The organism is Mesorhizobium waimense (genome assembly GCF_003601975.1).
Classification (GTDB): Bacteria; Pseudomonadota; Alphaproteobacteria; order Rhizobiales; family Rhizobiaceae; genus Mesorhizobium; species Mesorhizobium waimense.
The window spans coordinates 396,040-414,156 of the sequence record NZ_QZWZ01000001.1; the positions used below are offsets into that span (position 1 = coordinate 396,040).

16 protein-coding genes are annotated in these 18,117 nt (G+C 62.1%); 12 read left to right on the forward strand and 4 right to left on the reverse strand.

Annotated elements, in window-relative coordinates; genetic code table 11:
* Positions 1-128 precede the first annotated feature (128 nt).
* The 8 genes from D3227_RS01875 (at position 129) to D3227_RS01910 (ending at position 8,499) form a co-directional block, all read left to right on the forward strand.
* Complete coding sequence (locus D3227_RS01875; RefSeq protein ID WP_120011970.1) at positions 129-1,277, forward strand: nucleotidyltransferase family protein; 1,149 nt, start codon at positions 129-131, stop codon at positions 1,275-1,277.
* Between the two features lie 64 nt (positions 1,278-1,341).
* The gene (locus D3227_RS01880) at positions 1,342-2,364 is read left to right on the forward strand and encodes a glycosyltransferase family 2 protein (RefSeq protein ID WP_120011971.1); all 1,023 of its coding nucleotides are present in this window, start codon (positions 1,342-1,344) and stop codon (positions 2,362-2,364) included.
* A gap of 126 nt (positions 2,365-2,490) precedes the next feature.
* Positions 2,491-2,883 (forward strand): hypothetical protein, encoded by a 393-nt coding sequence (locus tag D3227_RS01885; RefSeq protein WP_120012226.1) that lies wholly within the window; start codon positions 2,491-2,493, stop codon positions 2,881-2,883.
* A gap of 240 nt (positions 2,884-3,123) precedes the next feature.
* The gene (exoK, locus tag D3227_RS01890) at positions 3,124-3,897 is read left to right on the forward strand and encodes an endo-1,3-1,4-beta-glycanase ExoK (RefSeq protein ID WP_245451626.1); all 774 of its coding nucleotides are present in this window, start codon (positions 3,124-3,126) and stop codon (positions 3,895-3,897) included.
* 133 nt (positions 3,898-4,030) lie between these two features.
* A complete protein-coding gene (locus tag D3227_RS01895; RefSeq protein ID WP_120011973.1) occupies positions 4,031-5,362 on the forward strand; it encodes a UDP-glucose dehydrogenase family protein in 1,332 nt (443 codons plus the stop codon).
* Between the two features lie 80 nt (positions 5,363-5,442).
* Positions 5,443-6,885, forward strand: coding sequence for a GMC oxidoreductase (locus D3227_RS01900; protein ID WP_120011974.1), 1,443 nt, complete (start codon positions 5,443-5,445; stop codon positions 6,883-6,885).
* A 13-nt stretch (positions 6,886-6,898) separates the two neighbouring features.
* The gene (locus D3227_RS01905) at positions 6,899-7,348 is read left to right on the forward strand and encodes a hypothetical protein (RefSeq protein ID WP_120011975.1); all 450 of its coding nucleotides are present in this window, start codon (positions 6,899-6,901) and stop codon (positions 7,346-7,348) included.
* A 71-nt stretch (positions 7,349-7,419) separates the two neighbouring features.
* Positions 7,420-8,499: a glycosyltransferase gene (locus D3227_RS01910; RefSeq protein ID WP_120011976.1), complete on the forward strand. Its 1,080-nt coding sequence runs from the start codon at positions 7,420-7,422 to the stop codon at positions 8,497-8,499.
* Between the two features lie 29 nt (positions 8,500-8,528).
* Here the strand turns inward: D3227_RS01910 and D3227_RS01915 are convergent, their stop codons facing one another.
* From D3227_RS01915 to D3227_RS01930, 4 genes are all read right to left on the reverse strand, one after another.
* On the reverse strand, positions 8,529-9,323 hold the full coding sequence (locus tag D3227_RS01915; RefSeq protein ID WP_120011977.1) for a glycoside hydrolase family 16 protein: 795 nt from the start codon (positions 9,321-9,323) through the stop codon (positions 8,529-8,531).
* 55 nt (positions 9,324-9,378) lie between these two features.
* Positions 9,379-10,401 carry a phosphoribosyltransferase gene (locus D3227_RS01920; RefSeq protein ID WP_120011978.1) on the reverse strand — a complete coding sequence of 341 codons (1,023 nt, stop codon included), beginning with the start codon at positions 10,399-10,401 and terminating at the stop codon, positions 9,379-9,381.
* A 31-nt stretch (positions 10,402-10,432) separates the two neighbouring features.
* Positions 10,433-11,929, reverse strand: coding sequence for a lipopolysaccharide biosynthesis protein (locus tag D3227_RS01925; protein ID WP_120011979.1), 1,497 nt, complete (start codon positions 11,927-11,929; stop codon positions 10,433-10,435).
* A gap of 282 nt (positions 11,930-12,211) precedes the next feature.
* Positions 12,212-13,501, reverse strand: coding sequence for a glycosyltransferase (locus tag D3227_RS01930; protein ID WP_120011980.1), 1,290 nt, complete (start codon positions 13,499-13,501; stop codon positions 12,212-12,214).
* 443 nt (positions 13,502-13,944) lie between these two features.
* Between D3227_RS01930 and D3227_RS01935 the strand changes: the two genes are divergently transcribed.
* The 4 genes from D3227_RS01935 to D3227_RS01950 are packed head-to-tail and all read left to right on the forward strand — an operon-like array spanning position 13,945 to position 18,058.
* Complete coding sequence (locus tag D3227_RS01935) at positions 13,945-15,117, forward strand: glycosyltransferase family protein (protein WP_120011981.1); 1,173 nt, start codon at positions 13,945-13,947, stop codon at positions 15,115-15,117.
* 37 nt (positions 15,118-15,154) lie between these two features.
* Positions 15,155-16,171, forward strand: coding sequence for a glycosyltransferase family 2 protein (locus tag D3227_RS01940; protein ID WP_120012228.1), 1,017 nt, complete (start codon positions 15,155-15,157; stop codon positions 16,169-16,171).
* Positions 16,171-17,118, forward strand: a complete 948-nt coding sequence (locus tag D3227_RS01945) for a glycosyltransferase family 2 protein (RefSeq protein ID WP_120011982.1) — start codon at positions 16,171-16,173, stop codon at positions 17,116-17,118. Before D3227_RS01940 ends, D3227_RS01945 begins: the two co-directional genes overlap by 1 nt.
* On the forward strand, positions 17,108-18,058 hold the full coding sequence (locus D3227_RS01950; protein ID WP_120011983.1) for a glycosyltransferase family 2 protein: 951 nt from the start codon (positions 17,108-17,110) through the stop codon (positions 18,056-18,058). Before D3227_RS01945 ends, D3227_RS01950 begins: the two co-directional genes overlap by 11 nt.
* The last annotated feature ends 59 nt before the right edge of the window (positions 18,059-18,117 follow it).

An 18,117-nucleotide genomic window follows, 5' to 3' on the forward strand; every position in this document is an offset into this window, starting at 1 on the left:
ACGTTGTGGTTGCATCAAAACGGGACGCCTAAGGAAAAACTGGACGGCGGAAGCGATTTTGACGATGCTTTGCTTCGCAGTTGCAATATAAGGCGCCGACCGGGGTTTTTGCGGAGACTTTGTCAGGAATGGCCGTGCGGGAAGGTTCTTACGATAGGCTGCGCGCCGCCGACTGCGCCGATGAAGTCGCCTATGTGCAGGCCTGCCTGAGGCTGTTCTTCGCGTCCGGACCGGCTGCCGCCGCCGGCGAGATGCCAGCGCCGGCTATCTCGCTTGCCAGCGTCGCCGACATCGTCAGGCTGAACAAGGTTGCGACCTTCGTGCTCAAGGCCCTGTCGCGCGCGCCGGCAACACAAGCGCCGCCCGAACTGCTTGCATGGCTCGACACCTATCGCAGGCGGACGGTTTCGATGAACTCGTCCTGCATGATGGACTCGATGGCCATCCATCAGGTGCTGCGCGACAGGCAGATCGATTTCGTCTTCCTGAAGGGGCCGTTCCAGCAGCAGTTGCTCTATGGCGACCATTTCATCAAGCCTTCGGGAGATGTCGACATATTGGTCTCCCAGGCTGGCTTCTTCAAAGCGCGCGAGGCACTGCGCTCGATCGGTTACGAAGTCGCCGGCAAATCCCGCTCGCTCTGGTGGCTGCGTTTCCTTGGCGAGCAGCACATGGTCAGGGGCGGCGGATTGAAACCGTCCACGGTCGATTTGCACTACCGTCTGCAGCAGCCCGGTTCGCCGAGCCCGCGCGATACGGATGGGTTCTTGCGCTGCAAACGCGAGGTCGAGATCGCCGGCGCCAGGGTGCCGTTCACCTCCGCCTCCGACACGCTGCTCTTGTCCTGCATCAGCGTTGCCAAGGCCTTCTTCAATCGCGAGCCCTGCGCCGGCTATGTCTGCGATATCAGGGCCAGCGCCAGCCGGCTGAGCGAAGCGGAACAGCAGAGCGTGCTCGACTACGCGGCCGGGCAGGGGCTGGCGGACACGCTGCTGCTCGGCCTCAGGGCCGCCGATGTGCTGCTTGGCGGCTCGGGCACGCTCCTGTCGGAGCGCGCCACCCGCATTCTGTCACGCATCGAAAATGCCGACCTGTTTCACATGGTGATCGCGCCCTGGCTGTCGTCCTTGCGCTGGCCGCAGCGGCGCACCGTGTTGTGGGAATTGTGCGGCCGCGAGCCGGTCCGCTATCTGGCCGAGGCCGGCTGGGCGGCGTCCGCCGATCTCAGCCGGCGCATTTTCGAAAGGCCGACAGTCAGCGAGGCGGACAGCCGGTGAACATCGTTTTGGGCATCAAGGGGCAGAACATTCGGAAGAACTCGTGCAATCGAGAGGTGAATTGATGTCCAGCACAGGATCCCGGGTCTGCGTGATCATCGCAGCCCGCAACGCAGCCCGCACCATCCCGGCCGCCATCGCCTCGGCGTTGCGCGAGCCCGAAGTGGCGGAAGTCGTCGTCGTCGACGATGCCTCCACCGATGACACGGCGCAAGTGGCGCGCGCCGCAGACGATGGCAGCGGCCGGCTCTCGGTCATGCGCCTCGACATCAACAAAGGCCCCTCTTTCGCCCGCAATGCCGCGATTGCCGGCTCCACTTCGCCGTTCATCAGCATTCTCGACGCCGACGATTTCTTCCTCGAAGGCCGGTTTCGCAGGCTGTTCGCCAGCGCCGACTGGGACTTCGCCGCCGACAACATCATGCTGATCAGGGACGATGCGGCGACCGATGTCTCGAAAGTCGTCGCTCCGCCATTCTCCGCCGACCCGGAATTCCTCGACCTCGAACGGTTCGTCGAAGGTAACATTTCCAGGCGCCGCGTGCAGCGCGGCGAGCTTGGCTTCCTTAAGCCGGTGATCAGCCGGGCCTTTCTCGAGCGCCACGGGCTGCGCTACGACGAAAGCCTGCGCCTGGGAGAAGACTACGAACTCTATGCGCGCGCCGTAGCCGGCGGCGCGCGCTTCAAGGTCATACGGTCCTGCGGCTACGGCGCGATCGTTCGTGCCGATTCGCTGAGCGGCCGCCACCGGACGCTGGATCTGAAGCGTCTGGCCGACGCCGACCTGGCGCTGCTCAAGATCGACAGCCTGCCGGAAACCTCCAAAGCGGTGCTGCGCAAGCACGAACGCCACGTGCGCGACAAATACCGGCTACGCAACTTCCTCGACGTGAAGGCCGAGCGGGGCCTGGCATCGGCCGCCGCCTACGCCCTGGCCAGCCAGTCGAACCTCATTCCCATCGTTCGCGGCGTCGCCGCCGACAAGCTGGAGGCGCTGTTTCGCCATACCGGCCTTGCCTCGAAACGCCAGCAGGTGCCGCCGATGCGCTTCCTCATGGCTGCCAACGCCGCAACCGCGGAAAACTAGGCTTACGGCCGCCGCGGCAGCGGTCGGAAGTTCGAAAAAAACGCCTTTGCCCAACTCCGAGGTTGCCTAGTTGGCCCGGGAATGGCAGTGTATGTTGCGGTGCAGCAATTGTGGAAGGCCAACCGGATGGCTTCGATATTCGGCTTCAGATCCAGGGATCCAGCCCGGGACCGGCAGACCGATCTCCAGCGTTTCGATCGTCTCGCAAGGTTGCTGGATCAGATCGCGACCGAGATCGAGGTGGAGAAGACCGGGCTTGAGAATCGCTATCGGTCAAAGGCGACGAACGCAGCCTTCCTGGTCGAGGCGATGGAGAACGGCTCGGCATCGACGAGCAAGGTGTCCGAAGTCAGCGAACTGACGACATCGATACTGAATTGCGAGCGGCGCATTGCAGCGCTTGCCCGCCAGAACAGTCTGATGAAGGAACTGCGTCATTCACTCGACGCGATCGTCGAAGAGAATGGCGAGTCTCCCAATACGCAGGCCGGGTTCGTCAAGCCCGCAGGCAGGGCCTGACGGCGAGGTTTCGGTTCCGGCCGCCGGTCTTGCGGCACGAGGCAGGTAACGAGGAGTTCTAGAGGGGCGGAGAATCAGCAGCGGCTCGTCATGCGGCGGGCCAATTGGTGACTTTGGGTTGGGCGGACAGCACAAAGGTAAGTTGGTATGAAGGCAGATCCCAAGACTATCGCCATCGTCGTGGCCGATGCCACGCCGTCGATGCGGTCGAATCGGCAAAGCAGCTTGTGGCAGTCGTGTATGGCGGGAGCGCTTCTCCTGGCCGCTGCCGCAACGGTGCACCCTGCCTACGCGCAGGACTTGCCGAGCGAACCCTCATTCGTCGATGATTTCACCAAGTTCGATCATTCGCGCTGGTACGTATCCGACGGCTGGTCGAACGGCCCCCACCAGAACTGTACCTGGTCGAAGAGCCTGGTCAGCCTGTCCGACGGCGTGCTCACGCTGGGCTTCGAAAAGCGCCAGACCAAGGACCGCGCCTTCGCCTGCGGCGAGATCCAGACCAAAAAGCGCTACGGCTACGGAACCTATGAGGCGCGCATGAAAACGGACACCGGGTCCGGTCTGAATGCCGCGTTCTTCTCCTACATCGGTCCCCAGGACAAGCAGCCATGGGACGAGATCGACTTCGAGATCCTGACCAAGGACACCTCCAAGGTGCAGGTCAACACTTACATTTCCGGCAAGCCGAAGAACGAAAAGCTCGCCGATGTCGAAGGCGGCACCGACAAGGCTTTCAACGACTACGGCTTCGTCTGGGAAAAGGAGCGGCTGCGCTTCTACGTCAACGGCAAGCTCGTCCAGGAAGTGACGGACCCGGCGGAGTTGCCGACCCACTCGCAAAAGATATTCTTCAGCCTCTGGGGCAGCGAGAAGCTGACCAGCTGGATGGGCGCCTTCTCGGATCCGGGCCGCAAGGTCACGATGCAGGTGGAGCGCGTCGCATTCACCGCGCTTGGCCAGCCCTGCCAGTTCCCGGAATCGCTGGCATGCAGCATAAGCAACAGCAACTAGGCATGATCCCGAATCGAATGCAGCAGAAAATGGGAACCGGCTTCGGATCGTGCTCCAATAGGAAACGGGCCCTGGACGGCCTGCCATCTGAACCGGCCGCACCGAAGACGGCCCTGAACAGGAAGCACACCGAATGAACTTGACGGTCTTTGGAATAGGCTATGTTGGTCTGGTGCAGGCCGCCGTGCTCGCGGAAGTCGGGCATCAGGTGGTGTGCGTCGATATCGACGAGAAGAAGGTCGAACGGCTCAACCAGGGCCTCATCCCGATCTTCGAACCCGGGCTCGAAAACCTCGTCAAGGAAAACCATGCCGCCGGCCGCATCAAATTCACCACCGATGCCAAGGCCGCGGTCAAGCATGGCGAGATCCAGATGATCGCCGTCGGCACGCCGCCCGGCGAGGACGGTTCGGCCGACCTCAAATATGTGCTGGCGGTCGCCGAAGCTATCGGCCGCGAGATGGAGGCGCCCAAGATCGTCGTCGGCAAGTCGACCGTGCCGGTCGGCACCTGCGAAAAGATCAAGGCCAGGATCGCCGAGACGCTGAAGAAAAGGGGTCGCGAGGATCTGACCTTTGATGTCGCCTCGAACCCGGAATTCCTCAAGGAGGGTTCTGCGGTGGCCGACTGCATGAAGCCGGACCGTATCATCGTCGGCACATCGAGCGAGGGCACCGAGGCGGTGATGCGCGAACTCTACGCTCCGTTCAACCGCAACCACGAGAAGATGATCGTGATGGACGTGCGTAGCGCCGAATTCACCAAATACGCGGCCAACTGCATGCTGGCCACCAAGATCAGCTTCATGAACGAAATGGCCAATCTGGCCGAACAGCTCGGCGCCGACATCGAGGAGGTGCGCAAGGGTATCGGCAGCGATCCGCGCATCGGCTACCACTTCATCTACCCGGGTCTTGGCTATGGCGGCTCGTGCTTCCCCAAGGACGTGCGCGCCCTGATCAAGACCGCCGAGGGCGTCAAGTTCGACGCCAAGCTGCTGCGCGCCGTCGAGGAGCGCAACAACGAGCAGAAGTCCGTTCTGTTCGACAAGGTGAGCCGCTACTTCAAGGGCAACCTCAAAGGCAAGACCTTCGCGCTGTGGGGCCTGGCCTTCAAGCCGAACACCGACGACATGCGCGAGGCGCCGGCCCGCAATTTGATGGAAGCGCTGTGGAAGGCGGGCGCGAAGGTGCAGGCCTATGATCCCGAGGCGATGCAGGAATGCCAGGCCATCTATGGGCTGCGCGACGATCTGCTGCTCTGTGGCACCAAGGAGGCGGCTCTGCGCGGCGCCGAGGCTCTGATGATCGCCACCGAGTGGAAGAGCTTCCGCGCGCCGTCCTTCGACGCGCTGAAGGATGCGCTGACCACGCCGGTCATCTTCGACGGCCGCAATCTCTACGACCCGAAGGTAATCGCCCGCCACGGCATCGAATATCACTCGATCGGCAGGGTGGCTGCGTGAAGGCCCGCTCAGAGGCGGCCTCGACGAACGACAACGAGGCCGCCGGTGAACGCGCTGCTATCGGGAAAGGATAGGATCTGATGGTGCTGGATATCAGGCCCGAGCAAATTGCCAACGAGCATTTCGATATCATCGCCATCGGCTCCGGTTTTGGTTCGGCCTTCTTCCTGCACGCATTCGCCAAGCGCCGCAAAGCGCGTATCCTGGTTCTGGAATGGGGCCGGCACAACACGCATGAGTGGCAGCTCGGCCAGAACGCCAACACCGATATCGACGACGAGTCGACCTACAAGACCAACTCCGACAAGCCATGGAACTACACCATCGGCCTGGGCGGCGGTACGAATTGCTGGTTCGCGCAGACGCCGCGCTTCCATCCGAACGACTTCCGGTTGAAAAGCACCTATGGCGTCGGCAATGACTGGCCGATCAGCTATGACGAACTCGAGCCGTTCTATTGCGACGCCGAGGAGGTCATGTCGATCTCGGGCGATCCCGACATGGCTCAGATGCTGCCGCGCTCGAAACCGTTTCCGCAGCCGCCGCACCGCATGTCGACGCCGGACCGGATGATGAAGGCGGCGCAGCCCGACCAGCATTTCGTCATGCCGACCGCGCGGGCTCGGGTGCCAACGTCACAGCGAAGCTCGTGCTGTGCCAATTTGCGCTGCTGGCTGTGCCCGGCCGATGCCAAGTTCACCGTCAACAACGGCCTGATGCACGTCTTCGAGCATCCGGATGTTTCGGTCTGCCTCAGCTCGGAAGTGCGGCGCCTCGACCATGTCGGCGGCTCCGTCCGCTCGGTGGTGTTCACCCATGGCGGCAAGGAATATTCAGCCAGTGGCGATCTGTTCGTGCTCGGCGCCAATGCGATCCAGAGCCCGGCGATCATGTTGCGATCCGGGCTCGGCGGAGAATTCGTCGGCCTCGGCCTGCACGAATCCTATGGCTGGAACTTCGAGGTCTATCTTGACGGCGTCGACAATTTCGACGGCAGCACCATCACCACCGGTCTGAATTTCGGCCTTTATGACGGCCCCCACCGCGCCGAGCACGCGGCGGCGCTGGTCTATTTCGAGAACCGCTGGCAGCATGGCATGCGGGCCGAGAAGGGACGGCTGCGGCAGACGCTGCCGCTGGTCATCGTCACCGAAAACCTGCTCGATCCGGAAAACCGCGTCATCCTCGATAAGGATGAGAACGCCTTCGTCAGCTTCAAGGGTGCGTCGGACTATGCTGTCAACGGCATGGCCAAGGCGCTGGAAAGGCTGCCGGCGCTGCTTAAGCCGCTGCCGGTCGAAAAGCTGTTCGATCGCGGCATCCGGCCAACTGAATCGCATGTGCAAGGCACGTTGCGAATGGGCACTGGCCCCGCGGATTCGGTTGTCGACCGCGACATGATCCACCACCAGTTGAGGAACCTCGTCGTTGTCGGCACGAGCACCTATCCCAGTTGCTCCTGCGTCAATCCAAGCCTGACAGCGGCAGCGCTGTCGCTGAGGGCAGCGAGCCGGATCGCATGATGGGAGCTCTGCAATGATGACGATCACGCGACGCTCTGCATTGGCCCTAGTCGCCGGCGGGCTTGCCTCCACCGGCATTGCTTACGCTGCCGTGTCCTCGTTCTCGGACGAGGACCTGGTCCGCGTCACGCTGGAAAGATATCTCGGTCCGCTGAACATGCGCATCGAGCATTTGCAGCAGTTCGTGCTGGAATTCCGCAACCGGAATCCCTGGGTATTTCCGAACGAAAAGCTGAGCGATGCGGTGACTCTGGTCGAGGAGCTCAAATTGGGCGCCGTACGCCGGCTGCTGCCGCATGAAAAGCGGGAAGACCTGGTGCATTTCGACCGCTGGGTCATCGCCGAATTCCATGTGCTGACCGACTACGCATGGCGCAGCTCGCCGAACGACCCGATCCGGTTTACCGGCTGGCAATCCTGTACCAATCCGTTCGCAAATCTGGAGCCGCCGAAAGTCGCTTGAGGCGAAGGCAAGTCGCTGGCCCTGGCCAGCGTCCGAACGAAACACGAGAATGCGACAAGGAGCCCGATCCCATGAAAGTCCTTTTTGCAGGTGGCAACGGTTACACGCCCCAGTTCAGCGGCGGCGTCCAGTCCAGCACCCATCATCTGGCCGAGCAGTTGATCGAGCATGGCCATGAGGCGTCGGTGCTTGCCGCGCTCTTCGGCCAGGGCGTCTTCGGCTACAAGGCGCGCGCCAAGATGAAGCTTTTGCGGCAGCGTGCCGTCATCGACTCCTATCCGGGCTATCCGGTGGTGCGGGCCTGGTTTCCCTGGGAGGCTGCCGGCTTTGCCGTCAAGAAGCTGAGGCCGGATGTCGCCGTGGTCCAGTGCCACAAGTCGGTTCCGATCGGCAAGGCGCTGGAGGCGGAAGGCGTGCCGCTGGTCGTCTATCTCAGGAATGTCGAATTCCATGAACTGGGCGGCGACCTGCGCGAGTTGCGTTCGGCTCTCTACATCGCCAATTCCGAATTCACGGCGCGCACCTACAAGCAGAAATTCGACATCGATTCGACGGTCATTCCGCCGACCATCAATCCCGGCTTCTACAGCACGCCGACGACAGGCGAGTTCGTCACGCTGATCAACCCTTACGAGGAAAAGGGCTTTGACCTGGCGGTGCGCATCGCCGCCGCCTGCCCCGAAATCCCGTTCCTGTTCGTCGAAAGCTGGAAGCTCGACGACGATCATCGGGCCCGGATCGAACAGACGATCGCGTCATACCCCAATGTCAAGCTGGAGAGCCGCACCAGCGACATGAAGACCGTCTATGGCCGCACCAGGATCCTGCTCGCTCCCAGCAAGTGGGAGGAGGCTTGGGGCCGGGTGGCGTCGGAAGCCCATTGCAGCGGCATTCCCGTCGTCGGCTCGTGCCGCGGCGGCCTCCCCGAAGCCATTGGCTCGGGCGGCGTGGTGCTGGACTATGACGGTCCGCTCGACGATTGGGTGGCGGCGATCAGGCTGCTGTGGAACGATGCCCAGGAGTATGCGCGGCTTTCCACGGCGGCGCGTACATTCTCGGAGCGCCCCGCTTTGGACCCGCAGCGTCAGTTCGCCACCTTCTTCTCGTTGCTCGACAAGGCGGCGCAGCGGCCCTCGCGGCAGGCCGCATAGAGAGGAGCTAGAAGCCCCAAATCACGGTCTCACTGGCTAAGATCAGTCTGCCGATAACCATGAATTGTCATGACCAACCTGTCTGAGGCCGCCATTGGCTCCCATTTTCCGGCCCAACGCGGGTCCATGACCGCGCCTGCCGCAACCCATAGGTCGAAATAAGGCTTCATGGGCTTGCTCGGAAAGGCACCGCCAGTGGCATCGGCCGGTGTGACGACCGCTGCTTCCTTGCCGTCAACGAAGAAAACAACACGTTTGCCGGCCTCATACTCGAGGCCAAAACGGTATCGTTTGCCAGATAGATCTCCGGGCAGGATCCATTTTACCCAAACGGCCTTGTGATGATTGTCGACATTTGCCCAAACAGTGAGCTGCAACCCTTTTGTGCCGACGATCTCAAAGTCGATTTCCTCATTCGCTTTCTTGTTGAAGGTCCAGAGCGGTGCGGCAATGAGCCCCGGCTTCATCGTCGGCAGAGTTACATCCACTTCCCATCTTGCCGACGAACGCTCCGATTTGCCGCCGGCTATGACTTCCGCGGAGGCTTTCTCGCTGACGGTGAGCTGTAGCGCGCCGTCGACGATCTTGGCATTCTCAGCCTTCCAGTCATAGCCTCCGAGCTTGGGCTCACTCCATTGTGACGGTACGAAAGGATTGCCGTACTTCCAGAGCTGGAGCTTGACCCCTGACCAATCAGGCAGCTTATCGGCGGCGAGCTCCGCGTCTGCTGCAGGCGTGCTCTGCGCCAAGGCACGGGCAACAGACAATTGCATCGCTGTAGAAGCAGCGAGAAATGCCAGGAGCTTTCTGCGTGTCGAATTCATGTTTGGATCTCCGATGGCAGCTTCTCTCCATGGGCGGAGGCCTTGGAAAGGGCATCTAGGCCGGTCGCTTGACCCTGTTCTTGAGCGTCTCGTAGCCCCGTTTGCCGAGCAGCGTGCGTGCGACGCCCTTGATCGCTGTCTTGCGCCCCTCCTGCGAATTTATTTGCTTCAATTTGCCTGGAAGGTTGCGGGCAGCCTGTCCAAGCGCAGGCAGAGACAAGGCGTCGGGATACGCGACCAGATGTGTCTCCACGCACAGCACCGGCTTGCCCGACAATTTGGCGATCTTGAGCGCCTGTTGGTGCTCGCTTTCGATGAAAAGCATGGCATCGGACTTGCGGTAGAAATCGGCCTTGAAGCTGCCGTGCACGCCAAGCCGTTGCCGCTCCGCCTTGCTCGGCAGGTCGAGCATGATCAGATGATGGTATTTGACGTCGTGCTTGTCGAGCCAGGTCTCGGTCAGCGTGCGGTATTTCTCCAGCCGGCTGGTGACCAGCCAGCCGATCTTGCGGGTAGGGGCAAAGAGCGGCCGCGCTTCGGCGAGGAATTTCTCATAGGCAGGGCCGTCGTCGTTTTCCGCCTCGGTCGGATCGAGGCAAAGCACGCCGTCAATATCGACACAGCTTTGTTCCAGGAATTTGTGGTGCATGAAATTCCACTGGAACATCCTGGGGTACGGCACCACTTCGAAGACGACATCGGTTTCCTGGTGCTGTGACAACAGCCCGAACACCGCGGCAAAGGTGAAGTCCGCCGTGATGCCGGCGGCCTCGATCCGGTTGCGCGCATCGCGCATGGCGTTGCCGCCGCTGACGCTGTCGTCGATCACCAGAATCTTGCGCATGTCGGAGGCCTGCCGGTCGAGCGCGGCGCGGCGTTTGGTAATGCCCGATGAGTAGATCTTGCCGGCGATGAAGCTGTCGAGGTCGGTCATCGGGATGTTTGCCGCAAGGCTCACCAGCGTGGCGGCAAGAATGCCGCTTCTCGGCACGCCGACCACCAGGTCGATGTCGCGCGGCAGCCGGTGAAGGTTGCTGACGATGGCGTCGTTCATGTCGGAAATCGATCGGTAGTGCATGGTCTGGGTCAGATCCTCGAGTGTGCGTATGTTATTTTGCCCCGCTGGGCACAGCCGCCGGTGCCCGCATCGGCACCAGCTTCAAGGCCTCGCGCAAGGATTCACGGCCGGCGGCGAAGCATAGCGCGACCAGGATGGTGGTGACATAGGCCAGAACCACCGCGCCGGCCATAGCGACGATATGCTGTTGCGGCAGGAATGGCTTGGCGAACCAGACGGCGGCTAGCGCCAGGTGCGCGCCAAGCACGAAGGGGGTTGCCGCGCGCAGCATGTGGTGCGCCTTCAGCGGCCCAGTCTTGCCGACATAGAGCCACAGGAAAGGCGTTCTCAGATATTCGCTGACCGCATAGGCGATCGCCACGCCGAGCGCGCCATAGGGCAGTCCGACCAGGAAGGCCAACACCGACGTCACCGCAGTCACGATGCCCCAGCGCATGAAATCGCCCGAGCGGCCCTGGCTGACGAACAGCCAGCCCGCCGGATTGTTGAGCGGCTGCAGCAGCCCGGCAAAGCCGAGCGCCAGGAAGATGTCGGAGCTCTGCCGCCACTGCTCGCCAAGCACGAAGGGGATCAGCACGTTGGACATGGCGGTCGCGAAGGCGACGCCCGGCAGCGCAACCAGCAGGATCAGCGGCATGACGCGCAGATAGGCGCTGCGGTAGCGGTCTGGCTCGTCTTTCAGCCTGGAAAGGGCCGGCACCATGACCTTGGACAGCGGGTTGGTGATCTGGCTGAGCGGAAACAGCAGCAGCTTGTAGGCGCGGTCATAGAGGCCGAGCTGAGCTTCGCCCCAATATTTGCCGATCAGCACATTGTCGAGGTTGCGGGCAAAGAAGTTGGCGAAGTTGAAGCCGGTGATGCCGGCGCCGAAATTGAGCAGTTGACCAATGCCCTCGACCTTGCGCGGCATGTCCGGCCGCCATCTGGAACTGGCCCAGTAGCAAAGCGTCGGCAGCACCGCTCCGGTCAGCGTGCCGGCAAAGAGCGCCCAGTAGGAACGGTCGATGAAGGTCCAGGCGATCGAGACGGCAAGGCCCGTGACGGCACTGCAGACGTCGATGATCGCCAGACGCGTGAATTGCATGCGGCGCGTCAAAAGCGCCAGGTGCTGGGCGCCGAGGCCATAAGCCATGATCTGCAGCCCCAACGCCGCCACCAGGCCCGAAACCCGCGGTTCGCCGTAGAAGTCGGCGACTAAGGGTGCGGCGCCGGCCAGCACGCACGCAAGGACGGCACTGACCGCGACATTGATCCAGAAGAGAGAGTTGACCTCGTCGTGACGGATGCCGGTCTTCTGGATCGTCGCCTGGGTCAGGCCGAAATCCTGGAACAGCGCGATAAAGGCAAGCACCGGCGCACACATCGCCACGACGCCGAAATCTTGTGGCGACAATAGCCGCGACAGCACGATGACGGAGATGATCTGCGTCGCGACGCGCACGGACTGCGCCATGGCCGTGACGATGGCACCGCGCCCGACCGATCTGCGGAGCGAGCCCTCTGGCGGATCGAATATATTGGCTTCCAAATTCAGGATTCCTGATGCTTTGGGCGTGGCCTTGGCTCGCTTGTCGCCGAGCCTGAGGCAGCCAACCTGTTGAATCGATCATGCAGTGCAACAAGGATAAGGCAATTCTTCGCCAGACTGCATCAAAAAATGTTGCAATGCAACAAAGCCTCCCGCCGATGTGGAGAAATCGCGACGAAGTTGGAAGACGAAGTTGGAAATAGAGCCCTGCCGATCAGCCAGCCAATGGCTGGCAAAGGGGACGGGGCCTCGACCCCCGGAGCCAGGGCCGTAATGGAATGCTCACGCCGCGGAGGCTTTCGGGATGTCGTGCTGCGGCAAGGCTGTTTGTATGGCGCCATCGATCTGTCGCGGCGCTTGCCGCTCGTCTGGCTCGAGCGGCAAGGACTCGGGAGAAGATACGTCGAGGGTCGGATTGAGCCGCGCCGACTCGTTCGTTCGTTCCAATGCGACACGATCGTAAAGCCCATCGAGAAATGCGCCTGCAGGCCCTGCTGCGAACATGATTTCCGCTGTCCTGCGGGCTTCGCGCCGAAGCGGCGCCATCAAATCCGGTCGCCCGATATAGGCCTTCAACCGTTCCACGGCCAGGCTGGCAAGCCGTTCGACTTCATCGCGGAAATATTGGGCGAAGTGCGCATCGCCGCGCGAGTTGTATCCAGGATTCGACCAATTGCCGACCTTGTCGAGCTTTACCGGCAACGAAATCCCGTTGACGCCATCCTCCAGGAATTCCGGCAGGGCGCACACCCTCGTTCCAAGAACCGGAGTATGCTCCGACATTGATTCCATTGCCGAATATCCGAATGTGTCGCCGAAGGTGGCAAGTATGCAGAAATGCGAATTGCCCAGCAATTGCCGCACCGAGTGGTTTGGCAACACGCCGTGATGCTGGATATTCTTCAGCTCAATCAGCTTGAGATAGGGTTCAAAGAACCCTGGCGTTGTCGGATCTGTCCATATGTGACCGCCAACCTGGAGGCTCGAGACGATGTTCACGCGAATCGGCAAATTCTGCTCTACGGCCTTTTCCGCGATCGTTACCGCGACGCACCCGCCTTTGCGACCGAAATGAGCGCCGACGAATGTCAACACAAGTTCTTCCGCCGCATCTTCAGCCATCGCATCCCCCGTGCCGGGCACGACGATGTTCGGGTGGCGCACCATCAGCTTGTCGGTCAGCAGGCTGAGTTCCGGATTGTCGGCGTGTTGGGCAAGAAAACATCTGCGGGCAAAATGCGACAGGGCAATAATGCGGCGGCAGCTGGGATGGGTGATCTGCGACACCATGTAACGCGCCACCTGCCCGCGTTTGCGAAGGGCAAAATGACGCGGCAAATGCGATTCGAAGGTGATGACGAACTTCGAGGAATTGATCGGTATCCGATTGAATGCATGGACAATGTCGACTGACAGGTCAGGCTCGATCAACGTCACGCCTTCCAGCTTCGACGAGACAAGGTTGAACGGCAGAAATCGCTTGCGCAGCATTGTATGTCTGGACGCTCGCGGCGTAACGAAGCTGGTCGGGTATTTGTCTTTGTAGACAGCAATACGAAGAGATTTGCCCATGCGTCACCCACCCGTATTCAAACAGTGGGACCGGGATCTTTGCGTCCTCTATTAGGGCAGAGTAGCCACGATCCTGCAATTCCACACTGCAATTAGATGCAAGCGCGGATCCCTAGGCCCAATCCTCAACTCAACTTCCCTGTTACCATTTAAAAACCATTTTTTGCTGCAGTGCAATAGAATATTAGCGACTAATTAACCGAGATATCAGCCGAGCAAGATTCAGTGGAGTCGGCTTGTTCCGGCGAATCGCAATCGCCGTCCCCCACAAGTCTGAAATTGCCGATGCCAGGGCGCGCACGGCCGCAGGGAAAGCCGCAGCGCTCAATACTTGTGCAGTGCGGCAAGAATGGCTAATTCTTGCTACGCTGCACCAAAAATGTTGCGATGCAGCAAAAGCTGTACTAGCATCCCTGTGGGTGGGCCAACAGCGGTCGAGTTTCATGCTGCATGTCCTGTACTTGGTACATGACGTTTCCGATCCGGCGGTGCGACGACGGATCATAATGCTCAGAGCAGGCGGCGCCAGGGTTACACTGGCGGGCTTCCGCCGCACCACAGGCCCGGTCACGGAGATCGAGGGACTGCGCCCGATCGACCTCGGCGCGACACGCGACGGCCGATTCGGCCAGCGCCTGGCGGCTGTCGCCAAGGCGGCGATCTCGATCGGGTCGAAGCTCGCCACAATGCCGCGGCCCGACCTCATCATCGCACGTAACCTTGAAATGCTGGCGCTTGCCCGGCGCGCCAAGGCCGTTTTCCAAGGGGCGGTACCGATCGTCTACGAATGCCTCGACATCCATCGCCTGGTGCTGCGCGACGACCTGCTGGGCAAGGCGCTGCGCAGCGCGGAACGCTATCTGGCGCGCGACGTGAAGCTTCTGGTGACCAGTTCGCCGGCCTTCATCGCCAATTATTTCAAGCCGTTTGGACAAATCGCCGCACCGGTCGAGCTGGTCGAAAACAAATACTTCGATACCGCGCCCGTGGCGGTAGATGCCCGGTTGAAGGCGGAAAATCCTGCCGCGCCGCCTTGGCGAATCGGCTGGTTCGGTGCGCTCAGATGCCGCCGCTCGCTTGAGTTGCTGGCAGAATTCACCCGCCGCCTCGACGGACGCTTCGAGGTCATCCTTCGAGGTCGCCCGGCACTTTCCGAATTTCCCGATTTCCACGCCTTCGTCGCGGCCGAGCCCTTTCTCTCCTTCCGCGGCCCCTATCGCAACCCGGAGGATATGGCGGCGATCTACAGCGAGGTGCATTTCTCCTGGGCGATCGATTTCTTCGAGGAAGGCCAGAATTCCGAATGGCTGCTCCCCAACCGCCTCTATGAGGGGTGCCGCTTCGGCGCCGTGCCGATCTCGATGGGCAACACCGAAACCGGGCGCTTCCTCAACCAGCAGGACATCGGCGTTCTGTTGCCCGAAGCCGCGCCCGAGGTGCTCGAAACGGCGCTGGGCAAGATGGAAGAGGATCGCTTCCGCAAGCTGAAGGCGCGGGTGGTTGCCCGCAACCCGCGGACCTGGAGCTACGATCGCAGCGATTGCCTGGCCTTCGTCGACAAGCTGCGTGGCCTGGCTGCCGCGCCCGGCCCCTTCGTCACCGAGGCGCTGGCATAGGATGATCGGAAATGGAAACAAGGATGGACGAGGCCTGATGACGCAAACCGAAATGCCCGCATCGAGCCTGCCCCCATCGAACTTGATCGTCATTCCGTGCCTCAACGAAGCAGCCCATATCGGGGCACTGCTCGGGCAGCTTCGGCCGGCGGCCGAACGGCTCGGCGCCCGCATCGTCGTTGCCGATGGCGGCAGCACCGACGGCACGCTCGGGATCGCCAAGGCGGTCGCGGCAAGGGATCCTCGGGTCGTCCTGCTCCACAACCCGAAGCGCATCCAGAGCGCCGCGCTCAATCTTGCCGTGGCCACTTTCGGCGATGGTGCCGAATATCTGATCCGCATCGATGCGCATGGCGGCTATCCCCAGGACTACTGCGACCGGCTGGTCGACGAGGCGCTGGCCACGGGTGCGGATTCGGTCGTCGTCTCGATGCTGACCAGCGGCACCGGCGCCATGCAGAAGGCGGTTGCCGCGGCGCAGAACTCGAAGCTCGGCACCGGCGGCTCCAAGCACCGGCATTTGTCGGCTGGAGAATGGGTCGACCACGGTCACCACGCATTGATGCGCATATCGGCGTTCAAAGCGGTCGGCGGCTATGACGAGACGTTCAGCCACAATGAGGATGCCGAGTTCGACCACCGGCTTCGCCAGGCCGGATACCGTATCTGGATGAGCGGCAGGACGCAGATGGTCTACTATCCGCGCTCCTCGCTGAAGAGCCTGTATTTCCAGTATCTCGGCTATGGCCGCGGCCGCGCCAAGAACGTTCTCAAGCACCGCGTGATGCCGAAGGTCCGGCAGATGATACCGCTGCTGGTGTTTCCCGTGGTTCTGCTGACGCCCTTTTTCCTCGTGTACGCGCTGGCGGCGCTGCCGTTCCTTGCATGGTCGATGGTCTGCATCTTCTATGGCCTCGTGACCGCCATCAGGCGGCGCGATATGGCGCTTGCGCTTGTCGGGGTGTCGGCGATGGTCATGCATCTGGGCTGGTCGATGGGCTTCTGGCTGCAGCTTCTCGAGCCGCGACCGCAGACGCAGCAAGGGGTAGCGTGATGGGCGCGGCAATAAAAGGCAGCGTCGACATCTGCGTCTGCACGTTCCGGCGGCCTGAGCTTGCCGACACGCTTCGCTCCATCGCCGCCATGGACCGGCCGGCCGGCTTCGAAATCGGCGTGGTCGTCGCCGACAATGACGATGCGCCAAGCGCCCAGCCGCTGGTCAAGGCGCTGGCGCAGGAATTGAAGCTGCCGGTCCGCTACCGCCATGCGCCCGCGCGCAACATCTCGATCGCGCGCAACGCCTGTCTCGACGCCAGCGTATCGGATTTTGTCGCCTTCATCGATGACGACGAAACGGCCTCGCCGCAATGGCTCGCCGAGCTGGTCGCGACGGCCGAGGCGAGTGGTGCCGCCGCCGTGCTCGGCCCGGTGCGGGCGCGTTACGGATCGGATGCGCCGGCCTGGATGCGCAAAGGCGATTTCCACTCGACCTTGCCAGTCTGGGTGCATGGCGAAATCCGCACCGGCTACACCTGCAATGTCCTGCTGAGGACAAGCGACGCCAGCCTTCGCGACCGCCGCTTCAGCCTGGCGCGCGGCCAGACCGGCGGCGAGGACACCGAATTCTTCGATCACATGGTCAAGGCCGGCGGCCGCATCGCCTTTTCGCCGGGGGCCTTTGTCGACGAGGTGGTGCCGCGCGCCAGGGCCGCATTCGACTGGCTGCGCCGCCGCCGCTTCCGTTTCGGCCAGACGCATGGTCACCTGCTCGGCAACAACGCAACTGGCGTCCGGCGAGTCAGGGAAATCGGCCTTGCCTCGGCAAAGGCGGCCTATTGCTTCGCCATGGCGATCGCAACAGTGGTCAGCCCGGTTCGCCGGAACCGCAGCGTGCTGCGCGGCATCATGCATGTCGGCGTTGTAAGCGGTCTCGTGGGCGTTCGCGAAATCCGCCAATACGGTCTGCCCTCGCCACAGGAAGGGGGCAAGCGTGCAGCCTGACGTCAGCTTCGTCATCGCCGCCTACAACGCCGAGGCGACCCTTGACCGGGCGATCGCCAGCGCCATTGCCCAGCGCGACGTCAGCGTCGAGGTCATCGTCGTCGACGACACCTCGCGCGACAGGACGCTCGAAGTGGCGCGTTCCTACCCGCAAGACATCGTGCGCGTCGTCGCTTTGCCCGAAAACCACGGTCCCGGCGGGGCCAGGAATGCCGGCCTCGAGCTTGCCCGCGGCCGCTGGGTCGCCGTCCTCGATGCCGACGATGCGGTCTATCCCGGCCGGCTCAGCACCATGATCGCGCGGGCGGAAAAGGCCGGCGCCGAGATCGCGATCGACAACCTCCAGGTCGTGCGCGAGGACGGCGTTGCCGAGGACACGATGTTCCCGGCCAACTATCTGGAGAGCCTGGGCGAAATCTCGTTGGCCGATTACATAGCCGGCAACATAGTCTTCGAATCGCGGTTCAACCTTGGCTATCTCAAGCCGATCTTCCAGCGCCGTTTCCTCAACGAAAACGGCCTTCGCTACGATGAAGGTCTGATCATCGGCGAAGACTACATCCTGTTGGCCAGCGCTTTGGCCAAGGGTGGCAGATGCGTGGTCGAGCCGACGACCGGCTACGTTTACCATATCCGCAGCGGCTCCATTTCCCGCGTGCTCGAGCTTCATCACGTCGAAGCGATGCGCAAGGCCGATGCGATCTTTGCCCAGACGCATGCGATGGACCCGAAGGCCACGGCCGCTTTCGCCAGGCGCAGCCGCAGCTTGCGCCGGGCGGCATCGTTCCTGTCTCTGGTTCAACACATCAAGGCGCGGTCCCCGCTCAAGGCGATACGGACGGCGCTCAGCGATCCGGCAGCAGTCAGGCATATGAGCATGCCGATCGCTGTCCGGCTGCGACGGGTTGCGGCACAGTTTGCCGTGGGGGCGGGGAGGTGAAGATGCGGGCACATGAAGGAACGTTCGTGGCCGGCAGGTATTGAAAGTCGATCTCCTCA

Coding starts and splice junctions, on each gene's coding strand:
- D3227_RS01910 (WP_120011976.1), top strand. CDS start 7,420: ATGAAAGTCCTTTTTGCAGGTGGCAACGGTTACACGCCCCAGTTCAGC.
- D3227_RS01940 (WP_120012228.1), top strand. CDS start 15,155: ATGACGCAAACCGAAATGCCCGCATCGAGCCTGCCCCCATCGAACTTG.
- D3227_RS01895 (WP_120011973.1), top strand. CDS start 4,031: ATGAACTTGACGGTCTTTGGAATAGGCTATGTTGGTCTGGTGCAGGCC.
- D3227_RS01945 (WP_120011982.1), top strand. CDS start 16,171: ATGGGCGCGGCAATAAAAGGCAGCGTCGACATCTGCGTCTGCACGTTC.
- exoK (WP_245451626.1), top strand. CDS start 3,124: ATGGCGGGAGCGCTTCTCCTGGCCGCTGCCGCAACGGTGCACCCTGCC.
- D3227_RS01900 (WP_120011974.1), top strand. CDS start 5,443: ATGGTGCTGGATATCAGGCCCGAGCAAATTGCCAACGAGCATTTCGAT.
- D3227_RS01915 (WP_120011977.1), bottom strand. CDS start 9,323: ATGAATTCGACACGCAGAAAGCTCCTGGCATTTCTCGCTGCTTCTACA.
- D3227_RS01905 (WP_120011975.1), top strand. CDS start 6,899: ATGATGACGATCACGCGACGCTCTGCATTGGCCCTAGTCGCCGGCGGG.
- D3227_RS01875 (WP_120011970.1), top strand. CDS start 129: ATGGCCGTGCGGGAAGGTTCTTACGATAGGCTGCGCGCCGCCGACTGC.
- D3227_RS01935 (WP_120011981.1), top strand. CDS start 13,945: ATGCTGCATGTCCTGTACTTGGTACATGACGTTTCCGATCCGGCGGTG.
- D3227_RS01880 (WP_120011971.1), top strand. CDS start 1,342: ATGTCCAGCACAGGATCCCGGGTCTGCGTGATCATCGCAGCCCGCAAC.
- D3227_RS01920 (WP_120011978.1), bottom strand. CDS start 10,401: ATGCACTACCGATCGATTTCCGACATGAACGACGCCATCGTCAGCAAC.
- D3227_RS01930 (WP_120011980.1), bottom strand. CDS start 13,501: ATGGGCAAATCTCTTCGTATTGCTGTCTACAAAGACAAATACCCGACC.
- D3227_RS01885 (WP_120012226.1), top strand. CDS start 2,491: ATGGCTTCGATATTCGGCTTCAGATCCAGGGATCCAGCCCGGGACCGG.